At 44.8% G+C, this 16380-nt stretch carries 13 protein-coding genes and 1 other annotated feature; of the genes, 11 read left to right on the top strand and 2 right to left on the bottom strand.

Features of this window, described 5'->3' with window-relative positions:
• Nucleotide 1 precedes the first annotated feature (1 nt).
• On the bottom strand, nucleotides 2-1558 hold the full coding sequence (spoVB, locus tag ACQVGT_RS07190; RefSeq protein ID WP_015251562.1) for a stage V sporulation protein B: 1557 nt from the start codon (nucleotides 1556-1558) through the stop codon (nucleotides 2-4).
• A gap of 115 nt (nucleotides 1559-1673) precedes the next feature.
• Here spoVB and comN point away from each other — a divergent pair, with 115 nt between their 5' ends.
• The 8 genes from comN to dtd all read left to right on the top strand — a co-directional run bounded on the left by comN (nucleotide 1674) and on the right by dtd (nucleotide 11046).
• Entirely contained in the window at nucleotides 1674-1970 is a 297-nt protein-coding gene (gene comN / locus ACQVGT_RS07195; RefSeq protein WP_003229735.1) for a post-transcriptional regulator ComN, read from the top strand.
• 38 nt (nucleotides 1971-2008) lie between these two features.
• Nucleotides 2009-4222, top strand: coding sequence for a protein translocase subunit SecDF (gene secDF / locus ACQVGT_RS07200; RefSeq protein ID WP_015251564.1), 2214 nt, complete (start codon nucleotides 2009-2011; stop codon nucleotides 4220-4222).
• A gap of 157 nt (nucleotides 4223-4379) precedes the next feature.
• Nucleotides 4380-4877: a cation:proton antiporter regulatory subunit gene (locus tag ACQVGT_RS07205; RefSeq protein WP_015384249.1), complete on the top strand. Its 498-nt coding sequence runs from the start codon at nucleotides 4380-4382 to the stop codon at nucleotides 4875-4877.
• Between the two features lie 75 nt (nucleotides 4878-4952).
• Nucleotides 4953-5276 carry a LapA family protein gene (locus tag ACQVGT_RS07210; protein WP_015384248.1) on the top strand — a complete coding sequence of 108 codons (324 nt, stop codon included), beginning with the start codon at nucleotides 4953-4955 and terminating at the stop codon, nucleotides 5274-5276.
• Nucleotides 5277-5342: 66 nt separating this feature from the next.
• The gene (recJ, locus tag ACQVGT_RS07215; protein ID WP_015483508.1) at nucleotides 5343-7703 is read left to right on the top strand and encodes a single-stranded-DNA-specific exonuclease RecJ; all 2361 of its coding nucleotides are present in this window, start codon (nucleotides 5343-5345) and stop codon (nucleotides 7701-7703) included.
• 5 nt (nucleotides 7704-7708) lie between these two features.
• On the top strand, nucleotides 7709-8221 hold the full coding sequence (locus tag ACQVGT_RS07220; protein ID WP_015384246.1) for an adenine phosphoribosyltransferase: 513 nt from the start codon (nucleotides 7709-7711) through the stop codon (nucleotides 8219-8221).
• Nucleotides 8222-8388: 167 nt separating this feature from the next.
• Nucleotides 8389-10593 carry a GTP diphosphokinase gene (gene relA, locus ACQVGT_RS07225; protein WP_015483507.1) on the top strand — a complete coding sequence of 735 codons (2205 nt, stop codon included), beginning with the start codon at nucleotides 8389-8391 and terminating at the stop codon, nucleotides 10591-10593.
• Between the two features lie 12 nt (nucleotides 10594-10605).
• The gene (gene dtd, locus ACQVGT_RS07230; protein WP_015384244.1) at nucleotides 10606-11046 is read left to right on the top strand and encodes a D-aminoacyl-tRNA deacylase; all 441 of its coding nucleotides are present in this window, start codon (nucleotides 10606-10608) and stop codon (nucleotides 11044-11046) included.
• A 26-nt stretch (nucleotides 11047-11072) separates the two neighbouring features.
• On the opposite strand, the gene ACQVGT_RS07235 is transcribed toward dtd, so the two are convergent.
• Nucleotides 11073-12629, bottom strand: coding sequence for an N-acetylmuramoyl-L-alanine amidase family protein (locus ACQVGT_RS07235; RefSeq protein ID WP_015483506.1), 1557 nt, complete (start codon nucleotides 12627-12629; stop codon nucleotides 11073-11075).
• Between the two features lie 132 nt (nucleotides 12630-12761).
• Here ACQVGT_RS07235 and ACQVGT_RS07240 point away from each other — a divergent pair, with 132 nt between their 5' ends.
• The 3 genes from ACQVGT_RS07240 to aspS all read left to right on the top strand — a co-directional run bounded on the left by ACQVGT_RS07240 (nucleotide 12762) and on the right by aspS (nucleotide 16379).
• On the top strand, nucleotides 12762-12932 hold the full coding sequence (locus ACQVGT_RS07240; protein ID WP_004399157.1) for a YrzK family protein: 171 nt from the start codon (nucleotides 12762-12764) through the stop codon (nucleotides 12930-12932).
• Nucleotides 12933-12991: 59 nt separating this feature from the next.
• Nucleotides 12992-13224, top strand: a binding site (T-box leader).
• An 88-nt stretch (nucleotides 13225-13312) separates the two neighbouring features.
• Nucleotides 13313-14587 (top strand): histidine--tRNA ligase, encoded by a 1275-nt coding sequence (gene hisS / locus ACQVGT_RS07245; protein WP_015384242.1) that lies wholly within the window; start codon nucleotides 13313-13315, stop codon nucleotides 14585-14587.
• 13 nt (nucleotides 14588-14600) lie between these two features.
• Complete coding sequence (aspS, locus tag ACQVGT_RS07250) at nucleotides 14601-16379, top strand: aspartate--tRNA ligase (RefSeq protein ID WP_015384241.1); 1779 nt, start codon at nucleotides 14601-14603, stop codon at nucleotides 16377-16379.
• Nucleotide 16380 lies beyond the last annotated feature (1 nt).

Raw genomic sequence — 16380 nt, forward strand, 5'->3', positions numbered from 1 at the left:
GTTATCGGACGATTAGACGTCCGATAATGGGAATGCGGCGAAGCTCATCTTTTTTAATTAAACGGAAAACGAGCAGGAGGATTATATAAATGGCGGCGCTCACCGCAATCCATCCGGCTAGATTGACAGCCTCAGATGCTCCAAAGCTTATATATTGTTTGATGGCGGAGCTGATAAATCCGCAAATTACAATAACAGCGAAGCTGAGCGCATACTCCTTGATTTTGATGCTGATCGGCAGCACTTTGCTTACGGTTGCTGCGTGCAATAGCGTGACGAGCACCATGCCTGTCACAATGGCTAATGCCGCGCCCATAATGCCAAGAGAAGGCCTTGTGGCAAGGACAAAAATAAGGCCTGTTTTGACAAGCGCTCCGATTAAGCTGTTCATCATCGCAGCTCCAGCCAAATTAAGCGCCTGCAGCACAGCTTGAAGCGGGCCTTGGAAATAATAAAGCAGAAAAAATGGGGCCATTACTTTTATAAATACAGCTGCGCCTGAGGAACCGTACATCACTCTCATCAGCTCATCTGCAAATACAAATAAAATAACAACTGAAATGCCTCCGCTGAGCAGACAGAGACGCATCGCCTGTTCCAAGCGGTATTCCACCACCTGCAATTTTTTCTGCTCCATTCCTTCACTGATCGCAGGAACAAGCGCGGTCGACAAAGAATATGTAATAAAGCTGGGCAGAGTCAGCAGCGTCATGGCAAAGCCGGTCAGTTCCCCGTATTGCTTTGTTGCGGCAACTGTTGCCACACCGGCGATGGCAAGGCTTTGAGCGACGACGATTGGCTCGAAAAACCAAGAGAGGTTTCCGATAAAGCGGCTCCCGGTTGTTGGAAGTGACACGCTCATTAATTGGGTAAAGGTTTGTTTTCCGTTTTTAATTGACTGGAAAAAATGCTTTCTGATTTTAATTGTCTTTTTATACTTAAAGCAAACGAATAAATAAAGAAGTGATGCCAGCTCCCCTGCCACTGAGGATAGCATTGCCCCCGCTGCAGCATATTCAATTCCGTAAGGGAGAAAAATCGTTGTGCAGACAGCCACGAGTGAAATGCGGACAACCTGTTCAAGGACTTGTGACATAGCAAGCGGGTTCATATTTTGTTTTCCTTGAAAGTATCCCCTCAGCACACTCGATATAGCAATAATCGGCACAACCGGCGTAATGGCCAAGAGCGGATACAGTGTTCGCTTATCTGTCAGCATCGTTTCAGCCATAACCGGGGCGAAAAACAGAAACAGCGGTGTAAAGATGAGGCTGAGCACTCCCGTAATGGTCAGAGACATGACTAAAATATTTTTCGTTTTTTGATGATCTCCGCGCGCACTAGCTTCAGCGACTAGCTTGCTGATCGCGACCGGCAGACCGAATTGAGTTAATGTAGTGGCCAAGAAGAAGGTGGGCGCTGCCATCATGTAAAGCCCGACTCCTTCTTCACCGATAAAACGGGCGATAACCACCCGGTTGACAAACCCGAGCATTCTTGTAACCATTCCTGCTGCGATAAGGATAAGAGTGCCCTTTAAAAACGTCTGTTTCGCCATTTTTACCCCCTGCCTTCTCAAACTACCTGGAATCATATACAATAAAGATATGCGTATATATCGTCCAAGCATGACAAGTCTTCTTGAAAAACAATAAAAAAGGAGCGTGGAATTCGTGGAGAAGCATCCAGCCGATCTATATAAAGACCACGTCAGGCCGTTTCTTTACAGCAAACTGGAAGAGTTTAAGATTCTCGGGTATGATGATGTTGAACTCGAAAGTTTGTGGTCATACTTAACAGATAAGAAGTGGAAAAAGAAAACGGAACTGAACATTTATGAACTGGCGAGTGATATTTTATCAGTGAAAATTGGCGAATTTATGAACTATGCAACCGTTGAGTCATTTAAAACGTCTAATTGGCTGGGCAGTGAAGAGGGCCAGGAAGCATTGGAAGAACTGCTGAGATAGCAGGTTGATTCGCACAGGTTTAAGGGAGGATATACATAATGAAAAAAGGACGCTTGATTGCGTTTTTCCTTTTCGTTCTATTGATCGGCACGGGCTTGGGCTACTTTACGAAGCCTGCCGCTAACAATATTACGTTAGGATTGGATTTGCAAGGCGGATTTGAGGTGCTGTATGATGTACAGCCTGTAAAAAAAGGTGACAAAATCACAAAAGACGTTCTGGTCAGCACAGTAGAGGCATTGAACCGCCGGGCCAATGTTCTCGGTGTCAGCGAACCGAACATCCAAATTGAAGGGAATAACCGGATTCGCGTTCAGCTCGCTGGTGTGACAAACCAAAACAGAGCGCGTGAAATTTTGGCGACTGAAGCGCAGCTTTCTTTCAGAGATGCAAATGATAAGGAACTGTTAAACGGTGCTGATCTAGTCGAAAACGGCGCTAAACAAACTTATGACAGCACAACAAATGAGCCAATTGTCACGATTAAGCTGAAAGACGCTGATAAATTTGGTGAAGTGACCAAGAAGGTCATGAAAATGGCGCCAAACAACCAGCTTGTCATTTGGCTGGATTATGATAAAGGTGATTCCTTTAAGAAAGAAGTTCAAAAAGAGCATCCTAAATTTGTATCCGCTCCAAATGTAAGTCAGGAGCTAAATACAACTGATGTAAAAATTGAAGGTCATTTCACAGCTCAAGAAGCAAAAGATTTAGCCAGCATTTTAAACGCAGGCGCACTTCCTGTGAAACTGACTGAAAAGTATTCGACATCAGTAGGCGCACAATTCGGCCAGCAGGCTCTCCATGATACGGTGTTTGCCGGTATTGTCGGTATTGCAATTATTTTCTTATTTATGCTTTTCTATTACCGTCTGCCGGGATTAATCGCGGTGATTACGCTATCTGTTTATATCTACATTACACTCCAGATCTTTGACTGGATGAATGCCGTACTCACGCTTCCGGGAATTGCCGCTCTCATTTTAGGTGTCGGGATGGCTGTTGACGCCAACATTATTACCTATGAGCGGATTAAAGAAGAGCTCAAGCTAGGAAAGTCAGTCCGCTCTGCCTTCCGTTCAGGAAACAGACGGTCATTTGCGACGATTTTTGATGCGAATATTACAACCATTATTGCAGCGGTTGTGCTCTTTATCTTTGGGACAAGCTCTGTTAAAGGGTTTGCGACAATGCTGATCCTATCGATTTTGACAAGCTTTATCACTGCCGTTTTCTTATCGAGATTTCTCCTCGCTCTCCTTGTGGAAAGCAGATGGCTTGATCGGAAAAAAGGCTGGTTTGGTGTCAATAAGAAACATATCATGGATATTCAGGATACGGATGAAAATACAGAGCCGCATACGCCATTCCAAAAATGGGATTTCACGAGCAAACGCAAATACTTCTTTATTTTCTCCAGTGCAGTCACGGTTGCCGGGATTATTATCCTGCTTGTGTTCAGGCTGAATCTTGGCATTGACTTTGCTAGCGGTGCACGGATTGAAGTACAAAGCGACCATAAGCTGACGACAGAGCAAGTTGAGAAGGATTTTGAATCTCTGGGTATGGACCCTGATACTGTAGTTCTGTCAGGCGAAAAGAGCAATATCGGTGTTGCCCGTTTTGTCGGGGTGCCAGATAAAGAAACCATAGCAAAAGTAAAAACGTATTTTAAAGACAAATACGGATCAGAGCCAAATGTCAGCACAGTTTCACCGACAGTCGGTAAGGAGCTGGCAAGAAATGCGCTGTACGCAGTTGCTATAGCTTCTATTGGCATCATTATTTACGTTTCAATCCGATTCGAATACAAAATGGCGATTGCTGCCATCGCTTCATTGCTATATGACGCATTCTTTATCGTCACGTTCTTCAGTATTACAAGGCTTGAGGTAGATGTTACGTTCATCGCGGCCATCTTGACGATAATCGGGTATTCCATTAACGATACAATCGTTACATTTGACAGGGTCCGCGAGCATATGAAAAAGCGTAAGCCGAAAACATTTGCCGATCTGAACCATATAGTAAACCTGAGCCTGCAGCAAACCTTTACACGTTCAATTAACACTGTATTAACTGTTGTGATTGTTGTTGTGACATTGCTGATCTTTGGAGCATCTTCTATTACTAACTTCTCAATTGCTTTATTGGTCGGGCTGTTAACAGGCGTTTATTCTTCTCTATACATTGCCGCACAAATTTGGCTTGCATGGAAAGGAAGAGAACTGAAAAAAGATTCGGCGCAATAAAAAATATCAGGCTGTCCTCTGCAGGGCAGCCTGTTTTTTGAAGTTTCATTGAACTTAAAATAGACATTTGCTATAATGACATACGCTTACATTTAAACATATATATGGTGTTAAAAGTGTTTATGACTGGTTTTCAGATATGTAGGAGGGTTTATATATGAGGGTTCGCGAATCAGAGCTGCCGGGCATAGGACAAAAAGTTGAAATGATTACTAGAAACCGTGATAAAATTTCAATTATCATTCATCATGACGGACGGAGAGAGCTTTACTATTTTGACGAAAACGACCATGAGGAATGTGTTGCCTCCGTGCAGTTTGATGACGCTGAAGCAAGGCAAATGTCTGCAATTCTTGGCGGAATGGCCTATAAACCGAAAGCATTAGAACAGGTCGAGTCAGCCCTTGATGATTTGATTATAGAGTGGTGTAAAGCAGAGGCGGGAGCGCCTGCTATTCATCAGACGATTGGTGAGTTGAATGTGGGTCAGGAATATCATGTGACGGTCATTGCAATTATTAAGAAGAATCAGGATAAACAACTGAATCCGAGCTCTGAAACAGTCATTGACGAAGGCGATACACTTGTGATTTCCGGTGAGGGAACCGGACTGAAGAGGCTGATCCGGGAAAAATTAACAGCAAAGGGGGCTTAACCTAGTGTTAAGCCATGTTTAAAACCAGTCTTGATGGGGAAAGTTACCTCAATAAGAAGTTTGGGGGAAAAGAGAATGAATAAACAATGGACCATTATTTTCGCACTTATTTTCACCTTAATTGTCGCTATTTTCGCAGTCATTAATGTTCGATCCGTAGAAGTTGATTACCTGTTTGGAAGATCAGAATGGCCGCTCATTCTTGTTATTTTGGGCTCAGTTTTAATGGGAGCGCTGATCGTATTTTCTGTCGGCATTTTTCAGGTAATGAAATTGAAGCGGGAAATAAAAATCTTGCGGAAAGAAAATAGAACGGCAATACATAAACAAGAGGATACTCATCTTGCTGATCAGACTGACACACAGGATGCATCAGCCATGATTGAGAAAAAAGACTAGTTTTCGAATATTATTTGAAACCCCTCAGCCTGCTCTAGTATAATAGGGTGGTTGAGGGGTGAATTTATGTTAGCGTCAAAAATGCGATGGGAAATCCAGCGACCAGATCAGGATAAGGTCAAATCACTCACAGAACAATTGCATATAACACCTCTTGTTGCGTCCCTGCTTGTAAAAAGAGGCTTTGATACGGCAGAAAGCGCTAGGCTGTTTTTACATACAAAGGATGCCGATTTTTATGATCCTTTTGAAATGAAAGGCATGAAAGAAGCGGCAGATCGAATAAAACAGTCGATTTCACAACAAGAAAAGATTATGATATATGGCGATTATGACGCCGATGGGGTTACAAGTACGTCAGTTATGCTTCACACGCTGCAAAAACTGTCGGCTCAAGTTGATTTTTATATACCTGACCGTTTTAAAGAAGGATATGGACCTAATGAACAGGCGTTTCGTTCGATTAAAGAACGGGGCTTCTCTTTGATCATTACGGTTGATACAGGAATTGCCGCTGTGCATGAAGCGAAGGTGGCAAAGGAACTTGGACTGGATGTCATCATTACCGATCATCATGAACCGGGACCGGAGCTTCCAGATGTCCATACGATCGTCCACCCGAAGCAGCCTGGCTGCACTTACCCGTTTAAGGAGCTTGCCGGGGTTGGAGTCGCGTTTAAGCTTGCCCACGCTTTATTGGGTGAACTTCCTGATGAACTGCTTGACCTGGCGGCTATCGGCACCATTGCCGATCTAGTCCCGCTGCATGACGAAAACAGATTAATTGCAACACTAGGACTTGAAAGGCTTCGACGGACAAATCGGCTCGGCTTAAAAGAGCTGATTAAGCTGTCAGGCGGAGACATCGGAGAAGCGAACGAAGAAACTGTCGGATTTCAGCTCGCACCAAGGCTGAATGCCGTTGGAAGAATCGAACAGGCGGATCCCGCTGTTCATTTGCTTATGTCAGAGGATTCGTTTGAAGCGGAAGAGCTTGCCGCAGAAATTGACCAGCTGAACAAAGAGCGCCAAAAAATGGTCAGCAAAATGACGGATGAAGCGATTGAAATGGTTGAACAGCAAGGGCTCGATCAAACTGCAATTGTCGTGGCCAAAGCCGGATGGAACCCGGGAGTCGTCGGGATTGTGGCTTCAAAGCTTGTGGACCGTTTCTACCGACCGGCCATTGTTCTTGGCATTGATGAAGAAAAGGGAATCGCTAAAGGTTCGGCCCGAAGCATCAGAGGATTTAATTTATTTGAGAGCCTTTCTGAATGCAGAGATATTCTTCCTCATTTCGGCGGCCATCCAATGGCTGCGGGGATGACGCTGAAAGCCGAAGATGTGCCGGATTTGCGAAGCAGGCTGAATGAAATAGCGGACAATACGCTTACGGAAGAGGATTTTATTCCCGTACAGGAAGTCGACCTTGTCTGCGGCGTCGAAGACATTACAGTTGAAAGCATCGCAGAAATGAACATGCTGTCTCCTTTTGGCATGCTGAACCCGAAACCGCACGTTCTCGTAGAAAACGCAGTACTGGAAGATGTCCGCAAGATAGGGGCAAATAAAACTCATGTCAAAATGACGATCAGAAACGAGTCGTCCCAGCTTGATTGCGTTGGTTTTAATAAAGGCGAGCTTGAAGAAGGCATCGTACCGGGTTCAAGAATTTCCATTGTCGGTGAGATGTCAATCAACGAATGGAACAATCGAAAAAAGCCGCAGCTTATGATAAAGGATGCCGCTGTTTCTGAATGGCAGCTGTTTGATTTAAGGGGAAAACGGACGTGGGAAGACACAGTTTCCGCCCTTCCATCTGCTAAACGGGCCATTGTCTCTTTCAAAGAAGACTCAACAACATTACTTCAAACTGAAGACCTTCGCCGAGAAGTGCACGTCATCAGTTCTAAAGATCAAGCAAAGGCGTTTGACCTCGATGGTGCATATATTGTATTACTGGATCCGCCGCCTTCGCTGGACATGCTCGCACGTTTGCTGGAGGGCAAAGCGCCTGAGCGGATATATTTTATTTTTCTTAATCATGAGGACCACTTCTTATCAACTTTTCCCGCAAGAGACCACTTTAAATGGTATTATGCGTTCTTGCTGAAAAGAGGCGCTTTTGACGTGAAAAAACACGGTTCAGAGCTTGCAAAACATAAAGGATGGTCCGTTGAAACAATCAATTTCATGACAAAGGTGTTTTTTGATCTCGGTTTTGTTAAAATAGAGAATGGTGTGCTGTCTGTTGTGAGCGGAGCAAAGAAACGCGACTTAACAGACTCACAAACATATCAGGCGAAACAGCAGCTGATGGAACTGGATCAAAAGCTGAATTATTCTTCTGCTGAAGAGCTGAAGGAATGGCTGAATAAGCTGATGAAACAAGATTCAGAGGCTTATGAAAGTACGAGGAGGACATAAAACAGATGGATTTAAAACAATACGTAACAATTGTACCGGATTACCCGAAAGAGGGCGTGCAATTTAAAGATATTACGACACTGATGGATAAAGGCGATGTATACCGCTATGCCACAGATCAAATTGTTGAATATGCGAAAGAAAAGCAAATTGATTTGGTCGTTGGCCCTGAAGCACGCGGCTTTATTATCGGCTGTCCCGTTGCTTACGCGCTTGGCGTAGGTTTTGCGCCGGTCCGCAAAGAAGGCAAGTTGCCTCGTGAAGTAATCAAAGTGGATTATGGCTTGGAATACGGAAAAGACGTATTAACGATCCACAAAGATGCGATTAAGCCTGGTCAGCGTGTGCTTATTACAGATGACCTGCTTGCGACAGGCGGCACAATTGAAGCGACAATCAAACTTGTTGAAGAACTTGGCGGCGTTGTTGCTGGTATCGCTTTCTTAATCGAGCTTTCTTACCTTGACGGCAGAAATAAGCTGGAAAATTACGACATCTTAACATTGATGAAATACTAAGGATAACCGCATAACGAAAAAGCACTCCATGTCAGGGTGCTTTTTTCCTATTGTTTTGCATTTATTTTATATAATATTTGGCTATTTGAACTTCTGCTCTTTACATCTTTCGTTTTTTTCTTGATAATAAACTACAATACAGTTTACATTTTAAAAAAGGTGATTCCATGGCGAACGAACAAGTATTGACTGCCGAGCAAGTTATAGATAAAGCGCGCAGCTATCTATCTGATGAGCATATCGCATTTGTCGAAAAAGCATATCTGTACGCTGAAGATGCTCATCGCGAGCAATACCGCAAATCGGGCGAGCCATATATTATTCATCCGATTCAGGTTGCGGGGATTCTCGTTGATCTTGAAATGGACCCTTCCACAATCGCGGGCGGATTTTTGCACGATGTCGTGGAAGATACAGATGTGACGCTCGATGACCTGAAAGAAGCATTTTCCGAAGAAGTGGCAATGCTTGTAGACGGCGTAACGAAACTCGGCAAAATTAAATATAAATCTCAAGAGGAACAGCAGGCGGAAAATCATCGCAAAATGTTTGTCGCTATGGCTCAAGATATCAGGGTCATATTGATCAAGCTGGCGGATCGTCTTCACAATATGCGGACACTGAAACATCTGCCTCAGGAAAAACAGCGGAGAATCTCCAATGAAACGCTGGAAATTTTTGCTCCTTTGGCGCATCGTCTCGGGATTTCAAAAATTAAGTGGGAATTGGAAGATACGGCGCTCCGTTATTTGAACCCTCAGCAATATTACAGAATTGTCAACCTCATGAAGAAGAAACGTGCGGAACGTGAGCTTTATGTCGATGAGGTTGTCAATGAAGTGAAGAAACGTGTCGAAGAAGTAAATATCAAGGCTGACTTCTCGGGACGCCCGAAACATATTTACAGCATTTATCGAAAAATGGTGCTGCAAAATAAGCAATTCAATGAAATTTACGATTTGCTGGCTGTCCGTATTCTTGTGAATAGCATAAAGGATTGCTACGCGGTGCTTGGCATCATTCACACATGCTGGAAACCGATGCCCGGCAGATTCAAAGATTATATCGCAATGCCGAAGCCGAATATGTATCAATCGCTTCATACAACGGTTATTGGGCCTAAAGGTGATCCGCTTGAAGTGCAGATCCGCACCTTTGAAATGCATGAAATAGCGGAATACGGGGTTGCGGCTCACTGGGCTTATAAAGAAGGGAAAGCAGCCACTGAAGGTGCAACCTTTGAGAAAAAGCTTTCTTGGTTCCGTGAAATTTTAGAATTTCAAAATGAATCGACAGATGCAGAAGAATTTATGGAATCGCTCAAAATTGATTTGTTCTCTGATATGGTGTATGTCTTTACCCCAAAAGGAGATGTGATCGAGCTTCCGTCAGGTTCTGTTCCGATTGATTTTTCTTACCGGATTCACTCTGAAATCGGCAATAAAACAATCGGTGCCAAAGTAAACGGAAAAATGGTTACGCTTGACCATAAGCTTCGGACAGGTGATATCGTTGAAATTCTCACCTCTAAGCATTCCTACGGCCCGAGCCAGGATTGGGTGAAGCTTGCCCAAACATCCCAAGCGAAGCATAAGATCCGTCAATTCTTTAAGAAACAGCGGCGTGAAGAAAATGTCGAAAAAGGCCGTGAACTGGTCGAAAAAGAAATTAAAAACCTGGATTTTGAATTGAAGGATGTTTTAACGCCGGAGAATATTCAAAAGGTTGCTGACAAATTTAATTTCTCAAATGAAGAGGATATGTACGCGGCGGTCGGTTACAACGGCATCACAGCTCTGCAGGTGGCGAACCGCCTAACAGAAAAAGAGAGAAAGCAGCGCGATCAGGAAGAACAGGAAAAGATCGTTCAGGAAGTTACTGGGGAACCTAAGCCATATCCGCAAGGAAGAAAACGGGAAGCTGGCGTTCGTGTCAAGGGCATCGACAACCTCCTTGTCCGTTTATCAAAATGCTGCAATCCTGTGCCAGGTGATGATATTGTCGGCTTTATCACAAAAGGCAGAGGGGTTTCGGTCCATCGCGAAGACTGTCCGAATGTCAAAACGAATGAAGCCCAAGAGCGGCTGATACCGGTAGAGTGGGAACATGAGTCACAGGTTCAAAAGCGCAAGGAATACAATGTTGAGATAGAGATTCTTGGGTATGACCGCCGCGGATTGCTGAACGAGGTACTCCAGGCAGTGAATGAAACGAAAACCAATATTTCATCTGTCTCTGGCAAATCGGATCGCAATAAAGTGGCAACCATCCATATGGCGATTTTTATCCAGAATATCAATCACTTGCACAAAGTCGTCGAGCGTATTAAACAGATTAGAGATATCTACTCTGTGCGCCGCGTCATGAACTAAAGGGGTTAGAAAATGAGATTAGTTGTTCAGCGAGTAACAGAAGCAAGCGTTACAGTGGACGAAGAGGTCGTCGGCCAAATTGGACAAGGCCTCATGGTGCTGGTCGGCATCACTCATGATGATACAGAAGATGATGCAGTTTATTTAGCCGATAAAGTTGTCAATCTCCGTATTTTCGATGACAGTGAAGGAAAAATGAATCTGTCTCTTGTAGATATAGGAGGAGAGATTTTATCCGTCTCACAGTTTACGCTTTATGGAGATACGAAAAAAGGGCGCCGGCCGAACTACATGAACGCGGCCAAACCTGATAAAGCTTTAGGTCTTTATGAAAAATGGAATGACCTGCTTCGTGAAAAAGGAATCAAAGTGGAGACCGGAACGTTTGGAGCAATGATGGATGTACAGCTTACAAACTCCGGACCGGTCACGCTCATTATGGATTCAAAATAAAAAAAGCTGCCAAAAGGCAGCTTTTTTTATTGGAAGTATTTCTCTAATCCGCTTTCGATCCCATCTGTTACTTTTTCCTGGTATGAATTGCTATGTACAATGGCTTCTTCCTGCGGATGGCTTACATATCCCAGCTCATACAGCATAGCGGGCTGTCTGTTTTCCCGGAGCACATAATAATCTCCGAATAATACGCCGCGGTCTGGAATGGAAGAACGCTTCACTACTTCTGAGTGGACATCTGATGCGAGTTCCTGATCTTTGGCAGGACTGTAGTAATATGCAGTACTGCCTCTTGTAGAGGTATCCGCATAGCTGTCATAATGAATGCTGATAAAGGCGTCAGCGTTGCGGTAGTGAGACGTAGAGACCCGTGACTGCAGGCTGACAAAGGTATCATCCTGGCGTGTCACATATACATCCGCTCCAGCCGATCTAAGTTTGCTGGCGAGCAGTTTTGCCGTTTTGATCGTCAGGTTTTTCTCGAATTTCCCCGAATACCCGATCGTTCCGCTGTCTTTTCCTCCATGTCCCGGGTCAACAATAATCGTTTTATTGTTTAGAGAGCCGTTTCCAGACGGGGAATCAGAGACTGGCGGTTCACCTGCTTCTTCTGCGCTTTTAGACGTTTGGACCACCCAATTGGCTACATAAGCAGTCTGCCCGTTATCAAGCTTTATTTCATACCAGCTTCCCTTTGAACCGGTAATGGTGTATGAATCTCCTTTGGCAGCACGCTCAACGATCGAAGCTGATGTTGACGCATCACTTCTTAGATTCGTTCCTCCGTACATGATATAGGCTTTTTTAGCGGAGGATGAGCTGCCGGCAGTTGCTGAATCATCAGCTGGAACAGAACTAGTCAAAAGGTAATGGCTTGCAACCCAGCCTTTTAGCCCGTTCACCTCAATGTGAGCCCAGCCATTTTTCTCGTTGAGAACCGTCAGTTTCGTTCCGCGATCAAGTTTTGTTATAATTGCCGCGTCATGTGAGGCGGAGGCTCTTACATTTAGCGAAGAAACACCGACTGTGCCCGTCGTTGACGCACCGGAATCCTCGGTTTGGTCACTCTCATCAGACGCTGAACTGCTGCCTCCTGACGTGACATATTCAGATGATACCCATCCGGTGGCACTGTGATAGGATATCTTGATCCAGCCCGAATCTTTATCAATGACAGATGCTTGGCTGCCTTGCGGGAATTTGCCGATGACTTCGTAGGAAGTGCCCGGACCGCTTCTCATCCGCAGATCGGGGTCTGTTGATGTCACAGTGCCACTGCTTCCTGAGGAGCTTGTGTTGGCCTGGTCTTCCTTTGTAATAAGCCAGGAGACTACCCAGCCCTTTTCTCCGGAACCAAGCTGTATCTGCACCCAGTCTCCATCTTCCTTTAAAATCGGATAGCGTTCTCCCTTTTTTACTTCCGCTGTAATGCCGTAGCTAAGCCCAGGGCCGCTTCTGACGTTCATTTCATCTGTTGCGATGACCGCTTCTCCTTGAGCAGCTGTAACGGATGAAAAGGTCGGGAATAGCGCTGCGGTGAAAATAATACATACAATAAGGACAAAGTATTTCTTGTTCATTGTGTCCTCCTTTCTGATGATCATTAAAAAAGCATTCTTGTTTAATATCGTAAAGTCCTTTCTGATTTTTAAATAAAAATAAAATGATTTGTTTATACTAAGCGTAAATACAATCAAAAAGGTGTGCAAATCATGAAATATCATCCAAAAATGGGACGTGCATTTCACGACGGTGAAGCGAATCTGCATTACAGCGATCACGCAGATCCCGATACGACTGGTTATCTTACGGAAACAGCATCTGAATTTGGTCTTATGTCCAAAGAAGCAGCGCTGAGGAAAAACAACCGGAATAAAGCTTGACAGAGAACCCCAATCCCATTATTATAATAGAAATTGAGTACATAGCAAATGATGAAAGATTTGAACCAATAATGGAGAAGAGTAGGTCAGATTGCATGATTAGAGAGGAACCCGCCCCAGGCTGAAAGCGGATCCCATTGCGTCTTTCTCGAAACAACACTCCGGAGGTTTCCTGCTGAACGCGTGAATAACGTCATTAGGCAGTGAACGTGAACCTGCGTTAAAGGATCGAGCGGGAATATGAACGTATTCCAACTAGGGTGGCACCACGGGTATAACTCTCGTCCCTACTATCATGTATAGTAGGGGCGGGAGTTTTTTCATTTTCATCATTAACGATCATTGGATATTTTATAAGGAATACATAAGGAGGTCTACCTATGGGATATAACATTCCGAGAGGAACACAGGATATTCTGCCTGGAGAATCAGATCGCTGGCAGTATGTTGAACAAATTATGAGAGACACTTGCCGCACTTATCAATATAAAGAAATCCGCACACCGATTTTTGAGCATACAGAACTGTTTGCCAGAGGCGTCGGAGAATCAACAGATATCGTACAAAAAGAAATGTATACCTTCGAGGACCGCAAAGGCAGAAGCCTGACGCTTCGTCCGGAGGGAACAGCTGCTACGGTTCGCGCTTTTAATGAAAACAAGCTGTTCGCAAATCCTGTACAGCCGACAAAGCTTTATTATGTCGGGCCGATGTTCCGTTATGAACGTCCTCAGACGGGCCGTTACCGCCAGTTTTATCAGTTTGGAATTGAAGCGATTGGTTCGAAAGACCCTGCAATCGACGCTGAAGTAATGGCGCTTGCGATGAGTATTTATCAAAAAGCGGGTCTGCAAAACGTTAAGCTTGTCATAAACAGTCTCGGCGATCAAGATAGCCGCAAAAGCTACAGAGAAGCGCTCGTGAAACACTTCGAGCCTCGCATCGAAGAATTTTGTTCAGACTGCCAGTCACGGCTGCACACGAACCCGCTTAGAATCTTGGACTGCAAAAAAGACCGAGATCATGAGCTGATGAAATCAGCGCCTTCAATTTTGACGTATTTAAACGATGAATCGGCCGCTTATTTTGAAAAAGTGAAACAATACTTAAATGATCTGGGCATTTCGTATGAAATCGATCCGAACCTTGTGAGAGGGCTGGATTATTACAACCACACCGCATTTGAAATTATGAGCAATGCGGAGGGCTTCGGCGCGATTACGACACTTGCCGGCGGCGGACGCTACGACGGGCTTGTCGAACAGATCGGCGGACCTGAAGCACCGGGCATCGGATTTGCGATGAGCATCGAACGCTTGCTTGCCGCAATTGATGCTGAAAAACGAGAGCTGCCTGTTGATAAGGGAATCGACTGCTATATCGTCACACTCGGCGAAAAAGCAAAGGATTATTCTGTTTCATTGGTGTACAAACTGAGAGAAGCAGGCATTTCCAGTGAAATCGATTATGAAAATAAGAAAATGAAAGGCCAGTTTAAAACAGCTGATCGCTTAAATGCCAGATTTATTGCGATTTTGGGTGAAGATGAGCTTGCCCAAAACAAAATCAATGTAAAGGATGCACAGACGGGCGAACAGATTGAAGTGGCACTTGATGAATTTATACATGTGATGAAGGCAAACCAAAAGGGATAAGGAGTGAAACGCATTGTTTGGAAGAACATATTATTGCGGTGATATAACTGAAAAAGCAATTGGCGAATCTGTAACGCTGAAAGGCTGGGTCCAAAAAAGACGAGACCTCGGCGGATTGATTTTTATTGACTTGCGTGACCGTACGGGCATTGTTCAAGTCGTTTTTAACCCTGATGTGTCAAAAGAAGCGCTTGCTATTGCGGAAGGCATCAGAAATGAATACGTGCTTGATATTCAAGGAAAAGTGGTGGCGCGTGAAGAGGGAACAGTTAATCCGAATTTGAAAACAGGCGCGATCGAAATACATGCTGATGGAGTGAACGTATTAAATGCTGCAAAGACACCTCCATTTGCGATTTCTGATCAAGCAGAAGAAGTGTCAGAGGACGTTCGTTTAAAACACCGTTACTTAGATTTGCGCAGACCGGCTATGTTCCAGACGATGCAGCTGCGCCATAACGTGACGAAAGCTGTTCGCAGCTTTTTAGATGAAAATGGGTTTCTTGATATTGAAACGCCGATTTTAACAGGAAGCACGCCTGAAGGCGCACGTGACTACTTGGTGCCGAGCCGTGTGCACGAAGGTGAGTTCTACGCGCTGCCGCAGTCCCCGCAGCTATTTAAACAGCTTCTGATGGTATCAGGCATTGAACGATATTATCAAATTGCCCGCTGTTTCCGCGATGAAGACTTGCGTGCGGACCGTCAGCCTGAGTTTACGCAAATTGATATTGAAATGTCCTTTATGAGCCAGGAAGACATTATGTCATTGGCTGAGGAGATGATGGCAAAGGTTATGCGTGAAACAAAAGGTGAGGAACTTAAGCTTCCTCTTCCTCGAATGACGTATGACGAAGCAATGAACAAGTACGGTTCTGATAAACCGGATACGCGTTTTGACATGCTTTTGACGGATGTGTCTGACATTGTAAAGGATACGGAATTTAAAGTGTTCTCATCAGCTGTAGCAAACGGCGGCGTGGTTAAAGCCATCAACGTAAAAGGCGGTGCCGGCGATTACTCCAGAAAAGACATCGACGCTCTTGGCGCTTTTGCTGCAAACTACGGGGCAAAAGGGCTTGCCTGGGTGAAGGTTGAGGCAGACGGAGTGAAAGGCCCGATCGCTAAATTCTTTGATGAAGAAAAGCAGTCTAAGCTGATTGAAGCACTTGATGCTGCTGAAGGCGATTTGCTGCTGTTCGGAGCGGATCAATTCGAAGTTGTGGCCGCATCACTCGGCGCCCTGCGCTTAAAGCTTGGGAAAGAACGCGGGCTGATTGACGAAAAATTGTTCAATTTCTTATGGGTCATCGACTGGCCGCTATTAGAGCATGATCCGGAAGAAGGCCGTTTTTACGCAGCGCACCATCCGTTCACAATGCCTGTCCGGGAAGACCTTGAGCTGATTGAAACAGCGCCTGAAGACATGAAAGCACAAGCTTATGACCTCGTCTTAAACGGCTATGAGCTTGGCGGCGGTTCAATCCGTATTTTTGAAAAGGATATTCAGGAAAAAATGTTTGCGCTTCTCGGCTTCTCACCGGAAGAAGCGGCTGAACAGTTCGGATTCCTGCTGGAAGCATTTGAATACGGCGCTCCTCCGCATGGCGGAATCGCACTCGGTTTAGACCGTCTCGTTATGCTTCTCGCTGGACGTACGAACCTGAGAGATACGATTGCATTCCCGAAAACGGCAAGTGCAAGCTGCCTGATGACAGAAGCGCCGGGAGAAGTAAGTGACGCCCAGCTTGACGAGCTTCATCTTTCTATCAAGAAAAAAGTTAAGAACTGAT

The sequence above is a fragment of the Bacillus sp. SCT118 genome, assembly GCF_058566435.1.

What these genes read in the sequence shown, in the direction of transcription:
- spoVB (WP_015251562.1), bottom strand. Translation starts at nt 1,558, where the DNA reads ATGGCGAAACAGACGTTTTTAAAGGGCACTCTTATCCTTATCGCAGCA.
- secDF (WP_015251564.1), top strand. Translation starts at nt 2,009, where the DNA reads ATGAAAAAAGGACGCTTGATTGCGTTTTTCCTTTTCGTTCTATTGATC.
- ACQVGT_RS07205 (WP_015384249.1), top strand. Translation starts at nt 4,380, where the DNA reads ATGAGGGTTCGCGAATCAGAGCTGCCGGGCATAGGACAAAAAGTTGAA.
- ACQVGT_RS07210 (WP_015384248.1), top strand. Translation starts at nt 4,953, where the DNA reads ATGAATAAACAATGGACCATTATTTTCGCACTTATTTTCACCTTAATT.
- recJ (WP_015483508.1), top strand. Translation starts at nt 5,343, where the DNA reads ATGTTAGCGTCAAAAATGCGATGGGAAATCCAGCGACCAGATCAGGAT.
- ACQVGT_RS07220 (WP_015384246.1), top strand. Translation starts at nt 7,709, where the DNA reads ATGGATTTAAAACAATACGTAACAATTGTACCGGATTACCCGAAAGAG.
- relA (WP_015483507.1), top strand. Translation starts at nt 8,389, where the DNA reads ATGGCGAACGAACAAGTATTGACTGCCGAGCAAGTTATAGATAAAGCG.
- dtd (WP_015384244.1), top strand. Translation starts at nt 10,606, where the DNA reads ATGAGATTAGTTGTTCAGCGAGTAACAGAAGCAAGCGTTACAGTGGAC.
- ACQVGT_RS07235 (WP_015483506.1), bottom strand. Translation starts at nt 12,629, where the DNA reads ATGAACAAGAAATACTTTGTCCTTATTGTATGTATTATTTTCACCGCA.
- ACQVGT_RS07240 (WP_004399157.1), top strand. Translation starts at nt 12,762, where the DNA reads ATGAAATATCATCCAAAAATGGGACGTGCATTTCACGACGGTGAAGCG.
- hisS (WP_015384242.1), top strand. Translation starts at nt 13,313, where the DNA reads ATGGGATATAACATTCCGAGAGGAACACAGGATATTCTGCCTGGAGAA.